Source organism: Microbulbifer maximicatervae (SeqCode), from assembly GCF_052466985.1.
Genome location: NZ_CP174298.1, coordinates 1,982,093 through 2,000,006 on the forward strand (window position 1 = coordinate 1,982,093; position 17,914 = coordinate 2,000,006).

Consider the following 17,914-nt stretch of genomic DNA (forward strand, 5'->3'; position numbering starts at 1 on the left):
ATTATGTAAAAGCCAATCACACCATATCTTCAAAGGGATTTCCATTTGGCAGCTTCACCGGCGGCATTCCGGGCAAACAAATTTCTTCTTCTGAGATAGTGATCTCACTTTCATTGATCATGCCCTCACCAAATCGATAAATAACATCAAGCTCACCACGAGAAGCCTTGGTGTTGTACTTTTCACTCTGCTCTACAACCTTCTCGTTCAACGCTTGAGACGTCACAATGGCCGATTTGCCATGACGCTTTTCCATCATTGATTTTGTGATCTGCGGGGACAAAATTGTTGCCGTCGCATTATTTCCGCCAAAACCTTTCGAGTTTAAGAACGCTAAATCAAGCGCACCCCTGCCCCTATCGGTATGTTCAAGGGAAATATCCAAATGCTTACAGTGAACATCATCGGCGATGTGATCAACGGTAGTCACTCCCGGGAGAATGCCGCGATCAAATACACCTAACGCTGTAACTAACTGATCTCCACTGGCTGAAGCGACGGTATGCCCCAAAAAGGCCTTGACCGCACAAATCGGCCACTCGGCAATGCCAAATGCGCCGGCCAAACGATCAAAAATAGCGGACTCAGTAACCCGATTTTGCGGCGTACTGGAGCCATGGGCCTGCACAAAGCTGCGACGCCGCAAACTATCCTCACCCACAATTGCCCGCGCCTCCGCCATTGCTCTGGCCATCGTCAGGTAATTCCCGGGACCCGGCGCAGAAATCGATTTTTTTGTACCGTCGGCATTGGTAAACACACCGGCAACCGAACCATATACGGAAGCACCCAACTCAAGCGCCAGAGCATCATCCATTAAGATGACCCACTGGGTACCCTCACCCAAGGTAAAACCACAGTTCTCACCGAACGGGCGACTAGTGCGTCGATAATCAATTTCACCAGGGAAAAGCTTGCGTAAATTCTCGGTAGTGGCAAGAGCACCCATCGTTGAATAGCCATCGACAACTTCAGGCACAAGGGGCGCCTCAGCCGCACCAATTACAGCGACCCGCGCTCTACCCGAGCGAATATCTTCAACGCCAGCGCGAAGGTTGTACAGGAAGGTTGCGCAAGCACCGGCAACAGCGCCAGTAGAACCGACATTTCCGAGCACATAAGCGTTAACAAAATCCGCTGGCATACTATTTAGGCCAAGCGCTAACTGTTTAGAGCTTACGCGACCACCTCGCAGGCGGGACTGCAATAGACCACCGTTGCCAAATGGGTCCAGTTGACTCATTGCCGAGGCGGCATAGAGTGAAATATTTCCCGGCCCAGCCGCAGATACAACGGTATCCCAATCAACCCCCAAAGACTGCACAGCATCTGATGCGCCCAAGAGGGCCAACTGCAGTCCCCTCGGGTGAAATCGAGAGTTATATTTAGTGCCCGGTTCAAATCCGGTTGGGAGCTGGCCGGCAGCAGCCACACTTATCTCGCGGTGGCTATCCAACAAAACTGACAGCTCAGCTGTGGTGACCCGAACCCTGCCGCCCTGGATATGCTCCAAGTGCCAATGAGCGGGCACAGGCTGCGGAAGCTGCCGGGTGGAAATTTCGAATGTCAGGCCCTGGGGGTTTGCGAGCTGGGCAGACTGATGGAAATGGCACTTGCGGTAGTCGTAATAGCGACCCTCTAGTTCGCGCACCAAAGTACCATCCAACACCTGCTGCTCAAGGGCAGGGTCCAAAATGCCTTCAGCGTTGTCTCCGGTACGCAAGCCCATCAGGGCGGCCAGGTCGGAAAGAGTGCTATCCCTCTCTTCCTTACCCAGTTTATCTAGCACGAGGCGAGAGTACCCTCTATGGAAAGAACTACGTCCAGCAGGGTTGAATCCACCGAATGCGGTGATTACGGGAAGGCGCTGCATCCTGACCTCCAGCCAAGCACTTAACACTATAAAAATAAGAGATGCGAGTGTAGGGGGTGGCGATTCTGTCCAGTTATGGGCATACTGGCCAGCAAAATTGAGTGTTTTGGCCAATAGCGCAAGTGCGCATAGATGTGTAATGCGAACAGTAACTTTTCTACTTATCGACCAGATGCTGGCAACCGGTACCGTTCTCCCACTTGAGATGCTCCGCGGTGCGGAGAGTCGCGCCAGGGTTGAGGGCATCAAGGGCAGCCTAAAACTGGTGACCGCCAGTTTGGATGGGGCACCAGTAAATACCCGCTGCGGGTTTACCCTTCAACCGGACGTCGCTCTTAGCGATGCACCAGATAGCGACCTAATCTACATCCCGACCATGTGGCGCAACCCCCGCCCCGCCCTTAAGCGAGGCGGAAAAATATTGGAATGGCTGCGCCAACAGGAAAAACAAGGAGCTGCAATTAGTGCTGTGGGTACCGGAGTTTGCTTTTTGGCCGAAGCGGGCCTCCTTAACGGAAAACCTGCAACCACCCACTGGCATTATTTTGATCAATTTAGCTCAGACTATCCAGAGGTAAAGTTAAAACGTCAGTATTTTATTACCCAGGCAGACAAACTTTTCTGTGCGGCCAGCGTCAATGCCCTCGCCGACGTAACGGTTCATATGATCCGTCAACTGTATGGACCGGCCATCGCCAGTCATGTGGAGCGCAATTTCTCTCACGAAATTCGCCGCCCATTTGAAGAGATAGCCTACTCAGAAGGATCTGTTCACCTACACCCAGACGAAGATATCGTTCAAGCCCAGGCCTGGCTCAAAGAACATTGTAATACCGAGGTACGCCTTAGCGAAGTGGCACAACTTTTCGATATGAGTGTGCGATCGTTCAATCGCCGATTCAAACTTGCTACAGGACAGACACCGCTGCAGTATTTGCAAAATGTCAGGGTTGACATGGCGCGCGAACTTTTACAATCAAGCAATTTATCGGTCAATGAAATTGCTGAAAAAGTTGGTTACCAGGATATGGGGCATTTCACAGCGCTATTTAAAAAATTCCTGGCAACAACTCCAAGTGAATACCGCACCACGGTGCGAGCCAAGCTATTCAGGGTCAATACTTAATTTTCTTAGAAAAATAACATCGCTGTGAACAAACTGGAGCTCGGCACCGAGTGACCGAGCCAACCATTCAAATGTCTTCACGCTAAAGAAGCAAATATGTGTAGGGTCTCTGATGTAGTGCCAATTGGCGAAGCGCTCTGCAGAAATAACCAGTTTCGTCATCAGGGCCATAACCCCCCCCGTGCGAAGCCTTTGCCAAAGGTTTTCAAGCTCCTCTCCCGGCCTCACAAGATGTTCGATCACTTCTGTAGCGACAATAAAATCGTAGCTCCTATGCAGCGCCTTTCTGGCCGGCATGTAAAAGTGATCATACAGGTCCACCCGGTGCCCACTCTCCGCCATAATTCTGGCCAATAAAGGCGCCGGGCCACAACCAAAGTCCAGGCCATGACAGGCTCCATTCAACTCTTTCAGTAACGGCTGCGCGCAACGACTGAGAAACTGATGATAACCGTCATCCTCCATCGAATTCTCATGGAGGTCGTAATAAGCTCTCTCTTTTTCAGGTGTCAGATGGTATTGCGGCGGCACAAAAACGAGCGCGCAGTTATCACACTGATGATAACTGCGGAATTTATCCTGATGGTAAAGCTGTACCGCGCTTTGGCGGCACAGCGGGCAATGAAGTGACAACTTACGCTACTGCGGCAGTGGACTTAGTCTCATTCTCTCTGTGCTGCAGCACATTACCTTCTGTAATCGAAATTTTTCGTGGTTTCATCGCTTCGGGTATTTCGCGTACCAATTCTATATGCAACAACCCATTAGCCAGTTTTGCATCGGTCACTTTCACGTGATCGGCAAGCTGAAAGCGTCGCTCAAAATTTCTTGCGGCGATACCCCTGTGTAAATAATTTCCCTGGCTATTACTTTCTGGCTTAGTACCGCTAATCACTAAACGATTTTGCTCCACATGAATATCGAGTTCAGACTGCTCAAAGCCAGCGACAGCCATGGAAATTCTGTAGCTATCCTCACCAGTCAGCTCTATATCGTAAGGGGGGTAGGAAGGCTGCTTTTGCTCGCTTGTGGTCATTGCATCGAGCAGACTGGCCATACGGTCAAAACCAATTGCAGAGCGATAAAGTGGAGAGAAATCAAAATTACGCATTATCATATCCTCAATTCAGAGCAATATTTAAAACCACGTCCGTCAAATGACCGGACTCTATTCAGAGGCACTTTTCATTGAAGCTACCACCTGTACTACAGAGATATGGGCAGAGGTTTCTTATTCAAGGGTGACAGATAAATTTTATGCCAAAAAATTACAAAAAACCTAAAGAGCCCACTTGTCGAATCTTTATTGGCATCCAGCTGGATAAAACAACACAAGAATTTTTGAATTACTTAGCAAGCCTCATCACGAACAAACTAAGCGTCCCATCTTTAGCCAGCGCCCACTGGATAGCCTGTAAGAATCGTCATATCACTCTTTGTTTTTTAGGCCAGGTTCCAATAAAAACAATACCGCCGCTAAAAACCGGCCTGACCTCAATCGCTCGAAACACAACTGAGACGAAAACTCGCCTATTTAAACTTGATACCTTCCCAGGCAATGATGCTCATCTAATCGCCGCAGAAATCACAGTCACCAAACAATTGGCGACCTTGCATATGTCCGTCAAACGCCTCGCAGAGAGCCTATCGATACCGACAGAAAATCGGTGCTATCGCCCACATATCACCCTGTGCAGAAACAGGAAACAATTTCACGGATTTTCTCCAGTCGACCTAGAACACCCAATAACAATTAACAATATTACTCTCTACCAAAGTCAACCAAGCCCGGCTGGAAGCCTTTACACCCCCCTACTAACAACTATTCTACAGTCGCGGTAAAACTCCCCCCCATTGGTAAAATCTATTTTCTGGAACCCCAAAAGCAAAAAAGCGAGCCTAAGGCTCGCTTTTTTATTTACTTGTTCACTGAACAATTAATTCAACTCTGACAGCACATACTCCGGATACATAACCAATCTTGGTCGAGACAGACGACGCGCATCAAAAATAAAGACATAGCGAGCCCCATCATCCTCAGCCGGAATTGTACGGCGGAATTTCCAAGTGTTAATTTTATAAGTTTGGCGACCTGACTCAACGGTAGTCACCAAGCGATATTGATTTTCCCCCAAAAACTCAAAGGGCACTCTTTCCCCCCCAATTGGCCGCAACTCAAGATCCCGGAACGTTTTTCTATCGTTACCTTCTTCGTCAGCCAGGAGATCACTCAGGCGTGCTGTTTCCCGCTTTACATAATCCAACAAGTCGGCATCGATCTCTCGTTTAGCAACAGCTTCCACTTTTTTAGCGGGCTCCTCGCGCTTTGGCGGCTCGACCTGAGCTTTAATTTGCGGGGGTTTTGGTTTCTCATTAGTAGCAGCAGCTCGCGCCATAGCTGCCCTTCTCTCGGACGCCTCAGCCTTTGCCAGCATATCCTCAACCATCTTGCTAATTTTATCCTGCTGGGCAGAAATCTTAGCTTTGGCATCAGCAATTGCCTGTTTCTCTTCAGCCAGTTTTTGTTGAAGCTGCTGATGATTTTCTTTAATAAACTCGAGACGACGTGAACGGCTATCGACACCTCTCTCCGCCATAGCGAAGGCATGCTTAGCCTTCTTCAGGCGACGCTCAGTATCTGAATTGGGGGTTGACTCATGAGCCCGGGTCGCTTGATTGAGCTCCTGGCGACTCGCTTCGTATTCCAAGCGCAGGTCATCGAGAGATTTCTGGGCCTGCTCGAGCTTATATTCATAGGAGAGCAGCTCATTTTCGACATCCTCGAGCCCAACACTCCTATTTTCAAGAGACTGCTCCAATCGCGCAAGACGGTTCTTCTCCGCCGTGAGGGGCGTCTGTGCTTGTGCCACTGCCCCACCCATAACTACTAAGCCCGCCAAAAGGAGCGAGCAACACCGCTTTACCGCCATCGTCGTGAACCCATTTCTCGAATTGATGTGTTTCGTGTTTTGGAAGCGCAGCGACTCTGAATCTACGACAGAGTGAAGCTACTGCGCAATATGGTCAATTTTACGCAGGGAGCAAGCTATGAGCAATGACCTTGCGTTCACCTGAGCCAACTAGCTGATCAATAAACCTTCAAATCCACAATATTGAGTCACCACAGTGACACCACTCCAAAATTTATATGAAATTTTTCTGCGATAGCGCTTGATTTTTTTTTTGGCGGAAGCATTATGGATACCAGGGAGAAGATCGCTGGACTCAGCGGAAACCCGACCCGGACGTAAAACACCCTAAGCTGCTTTGTCAGCAAACAATCGTTGCGATTCCGGCAGCTCGGCGCTTCAACTGCAGCCTCGAACCCTCCCACTAGGGCGCCCTACCTTCTTTACAGCAAACCGCAACAGCGGCCTGCATGGTTTCTTTTAACCGGAGGTATGTGCCCATGAAATCAGCGCCTAACGATAACATTGTGTTCCGCGACATCGACAAGTCAGCCGCCCTGGCGACTACCGTATCCAAGAAGTTAAACAAGCTGGAACGTTATTGTGGCGACATCATACATAGTCGCGTAGTCCTCGAAGCTCCCCATCAACACAAAACTAAAGGCAGACACTTCAAGGCATCACTAGAGCTTGCGATTAGTGGCAATCCCGTGACTATTAGTAGTGAGAACGAATCCATACACCGAGCGGTAAACGACACATTCGCCTCCGCCGAGCGCTGCTTGAAAGAGCGTAGTGAACGCAAGAAAACACGGCGGCACCAAGCCCTACAAGAGGTTGTAGAAGAACCCAGCTAAAAACTGGGAGTCACAAAAAAGGCGGCAAAATGCCGCCTTTTTCATTATTCACAACTGCAACTTATATCTACAGCGTAACAACAGCACCTAACCTGCAACTGGAGTTCTCATAGTTACAAACTCCTCAGCAGCGGTGGGGTGAATTCCAATCGTTGAATCAAAGGTGCTTTTGGTAGCTCCTGCCTTAAGTGCTACGGCCATCCCCTGAATAATCTCCCCTGCGTCATCGCCAACCATATGCACGCCAATCACCTTGTCGTTGGACGCATCTACAACCAGCTTCATCAATGTCCGCTCTGTATTCCCACTCACAGTGTGACGCATTGGTCTGAATTCCGACTTATAAATAGTGACGTCGAGTCCAGAGTCCCGCGCCTCTTCTTCGGACAACCCCACAGTTCCGATATTCGGTTGACAGAATACCGCTGTAGGAATGTTGTTATAGTCAATTTCAGCCGTCTCTCCAGTGCGCCAATGCTTAACCAAGGCCATAGCCTCCGCCAAGGCAACAGGAGTAAGCTGAGGCTCACCCGTTACATCTCCCAGTGCATAGATTGACTGCACACTAGTTCTAAAATTATCGTCCACAGAGATTGTGCCATCCTTGTGCAAGACAACACCCTGCTCCTCTAGCCCCAACCCTTCAACATTTGCTACGCGCCCAGTAGCGTAAAGCACCATATCTACATTAATACTGGAACCATCATCGGCATGAGCGAGCAAGCTGCCATCCTGAAGCTTCTCAATAGAAACAACGTTGTGGTTAAACTTTAGATCGATATTTTTCTTCTGCATCTCATCGCGAACAAAAGTGCGAATATCTCGATCGAATCCTCGCAAGAATAAATCTCTTCGATAAGAGAGGTGCACGTTCGCGCCGAGACCAGCAAAGATGCCTGCAAATTCGACGGCAATATAACCCCCACCAACAACCAAAACTCGCTTGGGAAAGTTTTCCATTGAGAAAACTTCATTGGAAGTCAGCGCAAATTCCCGTCCCGGAATATTCGGAATAAATGGCCATCCGCCTGTCGCCACCAAAATACGCTCTGCAGTAATTTCTTTGCCGTTAACAACAACACTGTGAGGACCTTTGATGCTGGCTCTGCCATTTAGGGTTTCCACCCCAGAGTTATCCAGCAAATTGCGATAAATCCCATTGAGTCGAGCAACTTCTTTTGCGTTGTTATCCCGCAGCGTTGGCCAGTCAAACTCAACTCCCGCGCTATTCCAGCCATAGGCTCGAGCATCAGAAAAGCCTGCGGAATAGCCACTCGCATAAACAAATAATTTTTTGGGAACACAACCTACATTTACACAGGTCCCCCCCATATAGCGGTCTTCAGCCACAGCGACCTTCATTCCTTGTGCAGCAGCCATCCTACTTGCACGCACGCCACCAGAGCCGGCACCAATAACAAACAGATCAAAATCATACTCAGCCAAAATAAACTCCCACTCAGCTATGCTTCGAATAATTTTTAAACAGCCCGACAATAAGTTTTCTGTGAACAACCATCTCAAGCTGACAATTCTTACTTAATAACCGTTGACACTTGACTTCGCTTTGGATATTCATGTGACTGCTGTCACAGATATCAGCCCGCCAGAGGAAATTGCACAACAAAAAAACCTGAGGCGGATAAAATAACAGTCATTAATAAGAGCAAAACCTATGGGCAATAATATGAAATACCCAAATGCAGTGATGCAGCGCGCCCTATTGCTTACCTCTCTACTGCTCATCAGCAATTTAAGCAGCGCAAAGTCTCATCCATCCTATCTGTCAGAAAAATACTGTGGCGATGTGGTTGAACAATTTGTCGGCTCGGGCATGCGTAGCCTCGACAAGTATATCAACCATAACTTCAACCCCGAATACACCGGGGGAATTCGCAATACAATACAGTTTCTCGAACAGAGGTTGGACTGGCTGAGCGAGTGTGATGATTACTTGACAGACACCACAAAAAGCTCAGTATTTCACAGCAAAGACGATACACAAAAGATCTTCACCGCCATCAGAGAGTTAGCCAAGGAACTCCAACACGTCCGGTCTGGTGTTGAATATCGGGATGAATCGGGAAATAACAACCCCGCCCCCTTCATACAGCGCCGCTATGAAGCCCTGGCCCGGCTGGTTGATCGACATCACACCCGCATGTTGATGAAAAAACAGTTTCAATAAGTTGCTGACTAAGGGGGCAGATTTTCGCCCCCTTACATAAAATAGGCAGCCCAAGAGATTTGCTTACGATCCCAGTAGCTACTCGGTACCCGCCTTCCGAACCCTTGCTTCCTTTCGCGAGCTAAGCCCAACCATAGAAAACAACTCGGGCATCCTCTCTTTAAGGCCACCCCCAATACGGGCCATAACTGATCTCAGGCGAGGGCGCTGCTTTTCAGTAAAAGGGATTGGCCGACAGCTTTGCATTGTCGCCAGGCCGATACGCGCAACAAATAGACTGGCTCCGACCCCCTGCCCCAAACGCACAGATACTGTGCTCAGCATGCTATCGCCAACAAGTTCCGGCCACATTTCACTGATCGCATACTCACTCGCGCCAGTGTAGGCGACCAAAGACAAAACCCTCTTGAACAAGCGCCATCGCACCACAAGAGACGGCTGCACACCATAAATCTGCGCCACATCATCAATCATTCGCAGTGACTGCCTCAGGGCAACCAGAATATCGATACTGGCAAAAGGGCTCAGCCCAACCAGTGCACCAGTGCTCGTTGAGTGGCGCACGACTCTCCTTAGAGCCTCTTGGTCAAGGGCATTTAAGAAGGTAACCTCTAAATGCTCTAACAACTCACTGCTATCGTAATAGTCAGCTGCCTCATCTAGAACTCGATTGAGCAGTACACCTTGGGGCTTACCGGCAAAATGCTCCTGCAAATTGCGCCTGAATACTTGCGCCTCTTGGTGACTGCGGCAGTCTCGGGCCTCGGCAGCCATTGCCTGAGTTTTTTCAAGCTTGTTCAGTGGGCGCCCCGCTCGGAAAAACTCCCACACGGAACTACCAATGATTGCACTGAAGCCCGCCATCAAAACAGCCACAAAAAGTCCCAATCCCCAGTGTTTATCGACCGCCCATTGATAAAGTCCATAAAACTCCCATCCGACCACGACCACCACTACTGCAAGCGCAGAGAGCACTGCTGGCTTTAGCCACTTAAACCGGAAAGTGGGTAGGCGCAACTCGGAGAAAGCAATCCGATCAGGAAGAGACTCTCCAGTGGTTATTGACCTAGGAATCTCCACTGACTCATCCGCAAGCGGTTCCACCCGCGTCGCATCTCTGTGCGAGACCTCCTGTCCAGGCTCATCTAGCGACTCGATACGTGTTTCGCGACGGTACTCAGTATTTTTATCACTGTTAATCAAACCTTATCTCCCAACAGAAGGTTCAAAAGAGCATCCACCCGTATATGTGGAATATGTCCTTCCTGCATTCCCACTGGAGGCCGCAGCTGTGGTGGTGCAGCTCCCGCATAGTGGCTCCACCCCTGCTCTTCATAGGGCGCCTGGGCAAAAATTTCCGCATTCTCAAAACCCAAATACTGCCCTTCGAGGTCATAACCCATCAGCATTCTCCGTCCATTCTTCTGCCCCTCTCTAGAGCAGCGAACCGCGGCAATCGCCTCACTAAATACCGGCAAACCCCGGTGACGGGCATCGGAGAAAGTCTGTTGTAACTGCTGGCCTAGAAGCTGCCTCAAAGCATCGTGGTCGGCAGCAAGTACCTGATCGACTTTAGTCGCAGCAAAAAGGAGTCGATTAACCTTTGGGCGCCATAGCTTGCTTAAAAACCCCGATTCGCCATAGCGGAATGTATCGGCAATATGAGCAAATGCCAGACGCATATCTTCCAGGGACTGTTCACCAGCAAATAGAGTGCCAATCATATCTACCAGTACCAGTTGTCGATCGATATGTCGAAAATGGCTATCTACAAAGGGTTTTACCTGCGCCCGCACATAGCGTTCGTAACGCGCCTGCAAAACCTTAAAAACACTACTCTCAGACAAAGCAGCTAACTGCCCAGCATCTAAACCACGCAAATCCAGGAGTGGGACTACCCCGTACGCCTCCTCGTCTAGCAGCGCTCTACCAGGCTGTAAATAACTGAGATTCAACTTGGTTCGGCAACTCAGAAGATAAGCTCGGTATTCCCCCCATAATTCGTCCAAATTTACTTCACTGGCATTCGCCTGGGGGGACAGTGCTGCCAGCTGAGCTATCAACCGGGGGGCCAGCATTGATCGCGCATCTGTAGAAAATAGGTGTGCTTGATGACGACACCACTCTGCGTAATCCATACGCAATAGCGGCAAGTCCATCAACCATTCCCCGGGGTAGTCACGCAACTCCACTACCAACGTCTTTCTACCATTACCCCGAAAACGGCGCCGGCTGCGTAAATGGATGTGTAACTCCATAGCCGAAGCATCTCTAGTACTCTGTGGCCAACTAGGTGGCTCAGCCATCAGTGCCGACAGGCAGGTCTGATAGTCAAATGGCGCCAAACCAGAGTCCAGCGCTGGCTTCAACTCTGCCCCCAACAGATCGCCATTGAGCGCAGGGGCAAAACCAGGTAATTGAGACTTCTCCGGATTGCAGAGTTGGTATATCAGACTGGTGAGAAACGTGGACTTGCCAGCACCACTGAGCCCAGTGATACCGATACAGATGCGTCGGTCCAACAAGCGCTCGGCGGCCCAGTGGGATTTATCCTGGGCCTCTCGGCTCCAGCGCCGTAGTTTTCCTTTTAAATGTGGGCGAGATTGACTCTCGCGAGACATAGAATCTTCGCGGTCCAGCGACACACACTCTGTCACTTTGGGCTCCATATAAAGCTGACTTCCAGAAATGGGGATAGAGAGGATGATGGAGGCTCAAGAATACCCCCAAAAAGAAATAGGCGCACAGCCCTCTGGCCGAACGCCTTAGATGCAAGGGGGCTCAGGAGCCGCCACTTAGTCGACCAGCGCTACGTCTCCCGACCCCATCACTGAGAAGGAGTCAGTTCCCGGCCGTTTCAAGACAATATCACCCGATCCCATTATTGAACCGCTGGCATTATCGGCGCGCAGACTGCGGCCAATAAAATCACCTGAACCCATGAGGCGAACGTTCACATCGGCAACTCGCCCGCCAACCAACATATCGCCGGAACCTTGTATCTCCGCAAGTAAACTCTCACCGGTAATAGTACTTATCTTCATGTCGCCAGAGCCTGTCACCGCTACTTCCCCTTTGACAGTCAATGCCTTGTTGAGGAACAAATCACCGGAACCAGTAACATACGCTTTCAAGGATTCTGCGGCGACCTTGTCGATATTGATCATTCCTGAGCCCGTCACCCCCAAAGTTAGGCCCTCACTCTCAACACTTGAAGATCTAGCCTCACCAGAGCCAGTCACCTTAAGAGCCTCAATTTTAGGCATCGTCACGGTGAAGTTAACTTCATCTCCCTGCCCTCGGGATATGGTGACAAATCCAAAAAGATTCTGGGTGTTTTCCTCAACGGATAACTCCAACCTTTCCCCTTTTACCTCAACTTTGACGTAGGGCATTGTGCTGACAGGGCCGACAGCGACAACTTCAAAACTGTCTCCCTGAATCAACTTCAAGTGAGAACTCCCCTTGAGAGACACCTGAGTGAACCCTTCCATATCGAAACGCTTAGTTTCCATTTCTTCTGCCTGGGCATTAGTGCAAAACGCAGCGACTGTGGCGAGGACTACTACCAGCGGGGCAAAGAGTGTCTTCTTCAAAATCATCATTAGAGGAATCTCATCGTTATTACCAGTTCATACCTATGTGACTCAGTAAGCGGGGGACTTGGATGCAGTGTCCCACAAATATTTTGGGGACACCATATGACCGATAAGTCTAAAAAATCAATCTTAACGACCTAGCCGCACTCCGCCTCGCTAAAGCCCAGCTCCTTTAAGGATTGTCGGATCTTTTCCGCCTCATGTGCCAACTGCTCTGAAGAAGCAGGCTTTTGCTTAGAGAAGTCAAAGTCTGACAATTCATCTACGGGTATCAGGTGGATATGGGTATGTGGCACTTCAATCCCAGCGATCATCACGCCCACTCGCTTCGGTGAGTAAGTTGCTTTCAGCCCTTTCGCCACCTTTTGCGCAACCAGCATTAGATGACTCGCCAGCTCCTCCGGAACATCATCCCAATGATTAATTTCCTCAACAGGGATGACCAAACAATGACCAGCCTTAATGGGTGAAATGGTCAAAATAGCTACGACCTTTTCATCTCTCCAAATAAAATTGCCAGGTAAATCGCCATTAATTATCTGAGTAAAAATACTTGCCATAAATTATCTCAAAAGGTTGAAATTTATTATTTGGTGCAAGCGTGCAGTCTAACACCAAGAAGAAAAAATAAAGTGTAAAGGCTTAGAAAATACTTGCGCAAACATAGATTTTCTTCTTTGGCGAAATAAACCCCCAATATGTGACAACCTGTCGAACAGAATGACAATTTTCTTAAACCAAGTTGGCATACTGAAAGAATATGTCTTAGGCTCGACACCAATTAATGCAGTACCGCCATTGAGCCAATGCACATTGTGCTTCTCGTTACCAAAATACTTTTTCGGCTCTGCGGATAAACTTTAAATCAGTGCCAACTGCTCACCGGGGGGAGAGATATGGAAAGCCTGTTGGATCAGGTCGGTGGTACTAAATTTGTCAACCGTACAGTCAGTGAATTTTACGGTGCTCTCAGCTACCACCTTTCAGCCTACGAAACTTGTGATTTCCGCAAACAATTAAGTCGTCAAGCTCAGTTTTTGAGCCATGCGTTGTCATCTACACCGGAACCAGACCGGAGTAGTCGCGCCCGTTTTTTAGCCAGGGGGTTAAACCCAGAGCTATTCGATTCAATGCTGGAGTATTTCGAGGGTCGCCTATTGGAGTTGGGCTATCGCCCTGACTTCAGCACACAACTGGTTGCGATCGTAACCAATCTCTATGGCGGTTGTGAGCAGGACCTGTCAATCGCTTGCTAATCTTTATCAGCGGCGCGCACGCACAAGTTGCGGCGCGCCCGCCCTGTCAATACAATTGCGCTTCACAGCCTTTACCCCCCGTTTTATTGCGCAGCGGTAAGCGCTCATTCACATACTCTTTTATATCAGAGATTATTCATGAAGATTGCCAACCACACAGTTGTGGAGATCCACTACACCCTGAAAGATGCTGACGGAACAGTCATTGACTCCTCAGCCAATGGAGAGCCGCTCAAATATCTGCAAGGGGTTGGTAATATCATTCCTGGGCTTGAGCGCGAGATGCTGGAAAAGGCACCTGGTGATAAATTTACTGCGGTAATCGCACCAGAAGACGGTTACGGCGAGCAAAACCCGGAGCTGATCCAAACCATGCCGCGCAGTGCCTTTGGTGGTGTTGAAGAGTTATCTGTAGGCATGGCATTCCGTGCAGAGAGCACCGAAGGCCACCCGATTGAAGTGGAAATTATCGACATCGACGGCGACGAAGTCACTATCAATGGCAACCACCCCCTCGCCGGCGTTGAGCTGCACTTCGAAATTGAAGTTGTTTCTGTACGCGAAGCGACTGCCGAAGAAGTTGATCACGGCCACGTGCACTGATCCCATGATATGAAGCGCCGCCAGCCGCGCGGCGTTCCCCCCTTCCCCAATGTCATTGCCAAACAACATCATCCTGTTTGATAGCATCTGCAACCTGTGCAATAGCTGGAGTCAACTAATACTCAAGCGCGACAGAGAGCAGCGCTTTACCCTGTGCCGAGTGCAGTCCAATGCAGGCCAGCACTTCCTTAAACAGCTGAACCTGCCGCTGGACACTTACCAGACCATGATTTTGCTGGAACGACATGGTGGCACTTACCAATCCTTTTACAAAAGTGAAGCGGCACTGAGAATTGCCAGCCGCCTACCACAACCCTGGCGTTTATTGGCCATTTTGCGCTACATTCCCCGCCCGGCAAGGGATTGGCTCTACGACTTGGTTGCTCGAAACCGCTATCGCTGGTTTGGTCAACGGGAAAGTTGCCTATTGCCGTGTGACGCTGACAAACAGCGGTTTTTGGAAGATGTACCTGAAGAGACCCCAGATGAGCTTGTCTGACCAGTATTTACAGCGATTTGGCGGCATTGCTCGCCTGTATGGCGATAAGGCCCTCGAAATTTTATCCTCTGCTCACATATTGGTGATCGGTATTGGTGGCGTAGGGAGCTGGACCGCAGAGGCCTTGGCGCGAAGCGGCATTGGCCAGTTGACGCTAATAGACTTGGATGACGTCTGCATCACCAATACCAATCGTCAGAGCCACGCACTCGCCGATACTGTAGGCCATATCAAGGTCGAGGTGATGGCAGAGCGCCTACGGCAGATTAACCCGGAGATTACAGTTCATACGGAAGAGGACTTTATCGCTAATGACAATTTCTCAGAGCTGATCAATCCTGATATACACCCTATCGATGTGGTGATTGATGCAATAGACTCCGCACGGGTAAAAGCCGCCCTGATCGCTTACTGTAAAGCCCGAAAAATACGCTTGATAACGGTTGGTTCCGCAGGAGGTAAGCGCTCCCCCGATCGCATTGAGTGCGCCGATCTCGGCCGTACAATTAATGATCCGATGCTGGCAAAAGTCCGCCAACATCTATACCGCTTTCACAACTTCCAGAAGAGCCGCAAGCGCCAGTTTGGCATCGATGCGATCTTTTCCACTGAAGCAATGGTATACCCGCAGCCAGATGGGCAAGTATGCCAACAGAAGAGCGCTATGCAGGACGGTGTTAAATTAGACTGCAGTGGCGGCTTTGGTGCGGCAACTATGATTACCGGCACCTTTGGGTTTTTGGCCGCCAACCGGGCCATCGAGCGACTTCTCCAGGCAAAAAACTAAGCCGGGGTTAATTGAGCCCTCAGCTGATCGCGGTAGCGCCTGCTCACCGGGATCAGCTGGCCACCAACCAAGTGAATACGCGCATCACCGCTCTCCAGGGGTTCAATCTCCGCAATAGAGTCCAAGCGCACAATATAGGAGCGGTGGATGCGAGCAAATGATCCTGGATCCAAACGCTCCAGTAACTTGGTCATAGTCTCCCGCAGGGGGTAAATTCTATCGCCCAAGTGCAGATTGACATAGTTGCCAGCAGCTTCTACCCATTCGATATCCTGCACATTAACCAGAAATTCTTTTCCCAGCTTTTTCACCAGAAGACGCTCTGGCCTTTCTACTGGCTCAGCAGCATCTCCCTCATCTGGCTCTTCTAGTAAGCGCGCCTCACCCTGTAAACGTACCAATAAGAAGCGGTACAAATAAACAGAGCTTAAAAGAGCGGCATAGGTTTGAATATCTTTGAGATATTCATAGAAAAATTCTACAGGCCAGTTACCAAAGTTATAGGAACCGTCATTAAGGTGGTAAATGACCGTCCTCATAAACACCATGCCGGAAACGTGGACCAAGGACCAAGGCAAAGTGAAAAATAAATGTATGGCCAAGTTCTGCCGAACTATCCCCTTGCGCAGGGGAAAATAATGATCAAGAAGCAATATCAACGGAAATAAGATTGCGATCATTAGGATACTGGTTCCCTCCCACACCAGAAATTCCCATGGCTGAAAAATAGAACCCCAGCGGCGGTGATCAAAGTATGCCAAAGCGAACTGAACAAGCCACTGGCCGACAAAAAACAACACCCAGAACCCCACCTCAAACTGTCGCCGGTGCGTCAAATACTGCTGAACCGTCATTGCTCCTGAACCAGTATAAAAATTCATCGGCAGTCTACCCCCGATTCACCCCCAAAAACCACCACTGGCCCCTAATACCCTACAAATCGGCACTTTGGGATAGCTAATGGCAAATACTAACGGGAGCATAGCAAGCGACTAAAACAGCCTCGAACGACGAAACCTATGCATTCAATAACACAGAGACGCCACGATATTGACGCCCTTCGTGTACTAGCCTTTGGCCTACTTATTCTCTACCACCTGGGAATGGCCTATGTCGCGGAATGGGGGTGGCATGTAAAAAGCAGCTACCAAAGCGAGCCACTACAACTGGTAATGCTAGCGGTTAACCAGTGGCGGATGCCGTTGTTGTTCCTGATTTCAGGTGCAGCCAGCTATTTTCTCTTCCACAAGCTGGGCACTGGGGGTTACTTACTGAGAAGAATGAAGCAGCTATTGATTCCGCTGGCATTTGGAATGCTGGTGGTGGTTCCACCCCAGGCCTACTATGAAGCGCTAAGCAACGGCATTATTGAGCCTGGATACTTATCTTTCCTGCTGAAGTACTTCTCGTTCAGCCCCTGGCCAGAAAATGCCTTTGCTGGAAGTGAGTTTGGCCTGACCTGGAACCACCTGTGGTATCTACCCTATCTGGCATGCTACACCCTGGCCCTTATTCCTCTAGCCCTGTGGTTTAAACACCAACGGTGGCTGGGCCGATTCATGGAGAATATTAAATCTTGGCAACTGCTAATTCTGCCGCTTGTACCCATGATGGTATACGGCCTGGTCCTATTTCCGCGCTTTGGTGGGATAAACTATGCCGTCGTCGACGACTGGTACACCCATGCCAGATTTTTTACTTATTTCTTCTGCGGCTACTTGCTGGTCAGCAGTAACGCCCCCTGGGAAATACTGGCAAGATTGCGCAGTCACTTGGTTATTGCAGCGCCCCTCACTTTCGCCCTATATCTATTATTTGATCGAGTACTACCTGATAGCAGTATGCCCGCCCAAAAAATACTGCTTTTTATTGTTATCTATACAAATCGATGGGTATGGATCCTGGCTGTTTTAGCCTGCGCTTATCAATTTCTCAATAAGCAATTCCGCTGGTTACCCTATGCCACTGAAGCGGTTTATCCCTGGTATATCCTCCATCAAACCATTACCGTAATCGCTGTGTATCAATTAGGGCAACTCGCCCTGGGGCCCATCCTGGAGCCCTTACTAGTATTATTAATCACTATTTTTGGCTGCTGGGCTTCATATGAATTTATCATCCGAAGAAATCCAGTTTTGCGGCCGCTGTTTGGTTTAAAGCCTATTTCCAATATCGGGCCTATTGAGGTGGAGGCCCCCATACCCCGCTCCAGTTAAG

Annotated in this window: 19 protein-coding genes; 9 read left to right on the forward strand and 10 right to left on the reverse strand. The window is 49.5% G+C overall.

Annotated elements, in window-relative coordinates; translation table 11 throughout:
- Positions 1-16 precede the first annotated feature (16 nt).
- Complete coding sequence (locus ACJJI3_RS08550) at positions 17-1,873, reverse strand: beta-ketoacyl synthase (protein ID WP_444942157.1); 1,857 nt, start codon at positions 1,871-1,873, stop codon at positions 17-19.
- Between the two features lie 139 nt (positions 1,874-2,012).
- Between ACJJI3_RS08550 and ACJJI3_RS08555 the strand changes: the two genes are divergently transcribed.
- On the forward strand, positions 2,013-2,999 hold the full coding sequence (locus ACJJI3_RS08555) for a GlxA family transcriptional regulator (RefSeq protein WP_413665170.1): 987 nt from the start codon (positions 2,013-2,015) through the stop codon (positions 2,997-2,999).
- Here the strand turns inward: ACJJI3_RS08555 and ACJJI3_RS08560 are convergent.
- On the reverse strand, positions 2,979-3,632 hold the full coding sequence (locus ACJJI3_RS08560) for a class I SAM-dependent methyltransferase (RefSeq protein ID WP_444942158.1): 654 nt from the start codon (positions 3,630-3,632) through the stop codon (positions 2,979-2,981). The genes ACJJI3_RS08555 and ACJJI3_RS08560 overlap by 21 nt on opposite strands.
- Position 3,633: 1 nt before the next feature.
- A complete protein-coding gene (locus ACJJI3_RS08565; RefSeq protein WP_444942159.1) occupies positions 3,634-4,110 on the reverse strand; it encodes an Hsp20 family protein in 477 nt (158 codons plus the stop codon).
- A gap of 146 nt (positions 4,111-4,256) precedes the next feature.
- Here ACJJI3_RS08565 and thpR point away from each other — a divergent pair, with 146 nt between their 5' ends.
- Positions 4,257-4,841: an RNA 2',3'-cyclic phosphodiesterase gene (gene thpR, locus ACJJI3_RS08570; protein WP_444942160.1), complete on the forward strand. Its 585-nt coding sequence runs from the start codon at positions 4,257-4,259 to the stop codon at positions 4,839-4,841.
- Positions 4,842-4,936: 95 nt separating this feature from the next.
- Here the strand turns inward: thpR and ACJJI3_RS08575 are convergent, their stop codons facing one another.
- Positions 4,937-5,869, reverse strand: a complete 933-nt coding sequence (locus tag ACJJI3_RS08575; RefSeq protein ID WP_413665166.1) for a hypothetical protein — start codon at positions 5,867-5,869, stop codon at positions 4,937-4,939.
- 539 nt (positions 5,870-6,408) lie between these two features.
- Between ACJJI3_RS08575 and ACJJI3_RS08580 the strand changes: the two genes are divergently transcribed.
- Positions 6,409-6,765, forward strand: a complete 357-nt coding sequence (locus ACJJI3_RS08580) for an HPF/RaiA family ribosome-associated protein (protein WP_413665165.1) — start codon at positions 6,409-6,411, stop codon at positions 6,763-6,765.
- An 87-nt stretch (positions 6,766-6,852) separates the two neighbouring features.
- Here ACJJI3_RS08580 and gorA read toward each other — a convergent pair whose 3' ends face one another.
- Positions 6,853-8,211, reverse strand: coding sequence for a glutathione-disulfide reductase (gene gorA, locus ACJJI3_RS08585; RefSeq protein WP_413665164.1), 1,359 nt, complete (start codon positions 8,209-8,211; stop codon positions 6,853-6,855).
- Between the two features lie 241 nt (positions 8,212-8,452).
- Here gorA and ACJJI3_RS08590 point away from each other — a divergent pair, with 241 nt between their 5' ends.
- A complete protein-coding gene (locus ACJJI3_RS08590; protein ID WP_444927372.1) occupies positions 8,453-8,953 on the forward strand; it encodes a hypothetical protein in 501 nt (166 codons plus the stop codon).
- A gap of 78 nt (positions 8,954-9,031) precedes the next feature.
- Here ACJJI3_RS08590 and ACJJI3_RS08595 read toward each other — a convergent pair whose 3' ends face one another.
- The 4 genes from ACJJI3_RS08595 to ACJJI3_RS08610 form a co-directional block, all read right to left on the reverse strand.
- The gene (locus ACJJI3_RS08595) at positions 9,032-10,156 is read right to left on the reverse strand and encodes a TIGR01620 family protein (RefSeq protein ID WP_444942161.1); all 1,125 of its coding nucleotides are present in this window, start codon (positions 10,154-10,156) and stop codon (positions 9,032-9,034) included.
- Positions 10,153-11,610, reverse strand: a complete 1,458-nt coding sequence (locus ACJJI3_RS08600) for a YcjX family protein (protein ID WP_444942162.1) — start codon at positions 11,608-11,610, stop codon at positions 10,153-10,155. Before ACJJI3_RS08600 ends, ACJJI3_RS08595 begins: the two co-directional genes overlap by 4 nt.
- A 138-nt stretch (positions 11,611-11,748) precedes the next feature.
- A complete protein-coding gene (locus tag ACJJI3_RS08605) occupies positions 11,749-12,558 on the reverse strand; it encodes a GIN domain-containing protein (protein ID WP_444905779.1) in 810 nt (269 codons plus the stop codon).
- Positions 12,559-12,689: 131 nt separating this feature from the next.
- Positions 12,690-13,112 (reverse strand): HIT family protein, encoded by a 423-nt coding sequence (locus ACJJI3_RS08610; protein WP_413665159.1) that lies wholly within the window; start codon positions 13,110-13,112, stop codon positions 12,690-12,692.
- A 336-nt stretch (positions 13,113-13,448) separates the two neighbouring features.
- On the opposite strand from ACJJI3_RS08610, the gene ACJJI3_RS08615 reads away from it, so the two are divergent.
- The 4 genes from ACJJI3_RS08615 (at position 13,449) to tcdA (ending at position 15,697) form a co-directional block, all read left to right on the forward strand.
- Positions 13,449-13,808: a hypothetical protein gene (locus ACJJI3_RS08615; RefSeq protein ID WP_444942163.1), complete on the forward strand. Its 360-nt coding sequence runs from the start codon at positions 13,449-13,451 to the stop codon at positions 13,806-13,808.
- Between the two features lie 138 nt (positions 13,809-13,946).
- Positions 13,947-14,411: an FKBP-type peptidyl-prolyl cis-trans isomerase gene (locus tag ACJJI3_RS08620; protein WP_413665157.1), complete on the forward strand. Its 465-nt coding sequence runs from the start codon at positions 13,947-13,949 to the stop codon at positions 14,409-14,411.
- Between the two features lie 49 nt (positions 14,412-14,460).
- Positions 14,461-14,910 (forward strand): thiol-disulfide oxidoreductase DCC family protein, encoded by a 450-nt coding sequence (locus tag ACJJI3_RS08625; protein WP_444894339.1) that lies wholly within the window; start codon positions 14,461-14,463, stop codon positions 14,908-14,910.
- Complete coding sequence (gene tcdA / locus ACJJI3_RS08630; protein WP_282933452.1) at positions 14,897-15,697, forward strand: tRNA cyclic N6-threonylcarbamoyladenosine(37) synthase TcdA; 801 nt, start codon at positions 14,897-14,899, stop codon at positions 15,695-15,697. Before ACJJI3_RS08625 ends, tcdA begins: the two co-directional genes overlap by 14 nt.
- On the opposite strand, the gene ACJJI3_RS08635 is transcribed toward tcdA, so the two are convergent.
- Positions 15,694-16,578 (reverse strand): LytR/AlgR family response regulator transcription factor, encoded by an 885-nt coding sequence (locus tag ACJJI3_RS08635; RefSeq protein ID WP_444912644.1) that lies wholly within the window; start codon positions 16,576-16,578, stop codon positions 15,694-15,696. The genes tcdA and ACJJI3_RS08635 overlap by 4 nt on opposite strands.
- Positions 16,579-16,716: 138 nt before the next feature.
- On the opposite strand from ACJJI3_RS08635, the gene ACJJI3_RS08640 reads away from it, so the two are divergent.
- Positions 16,717-17,913, forward strand: a complete 1,197-nt coding sequence (locus tag ACJJI3_RS08640; protein ID WP_444942164.1) for an acyltransferase family protein — start codon at positions 16,717-16,719, stop codon at positions 17,911-17,913.
- Position 17,914: the final 1 nt, after the last annotated feature.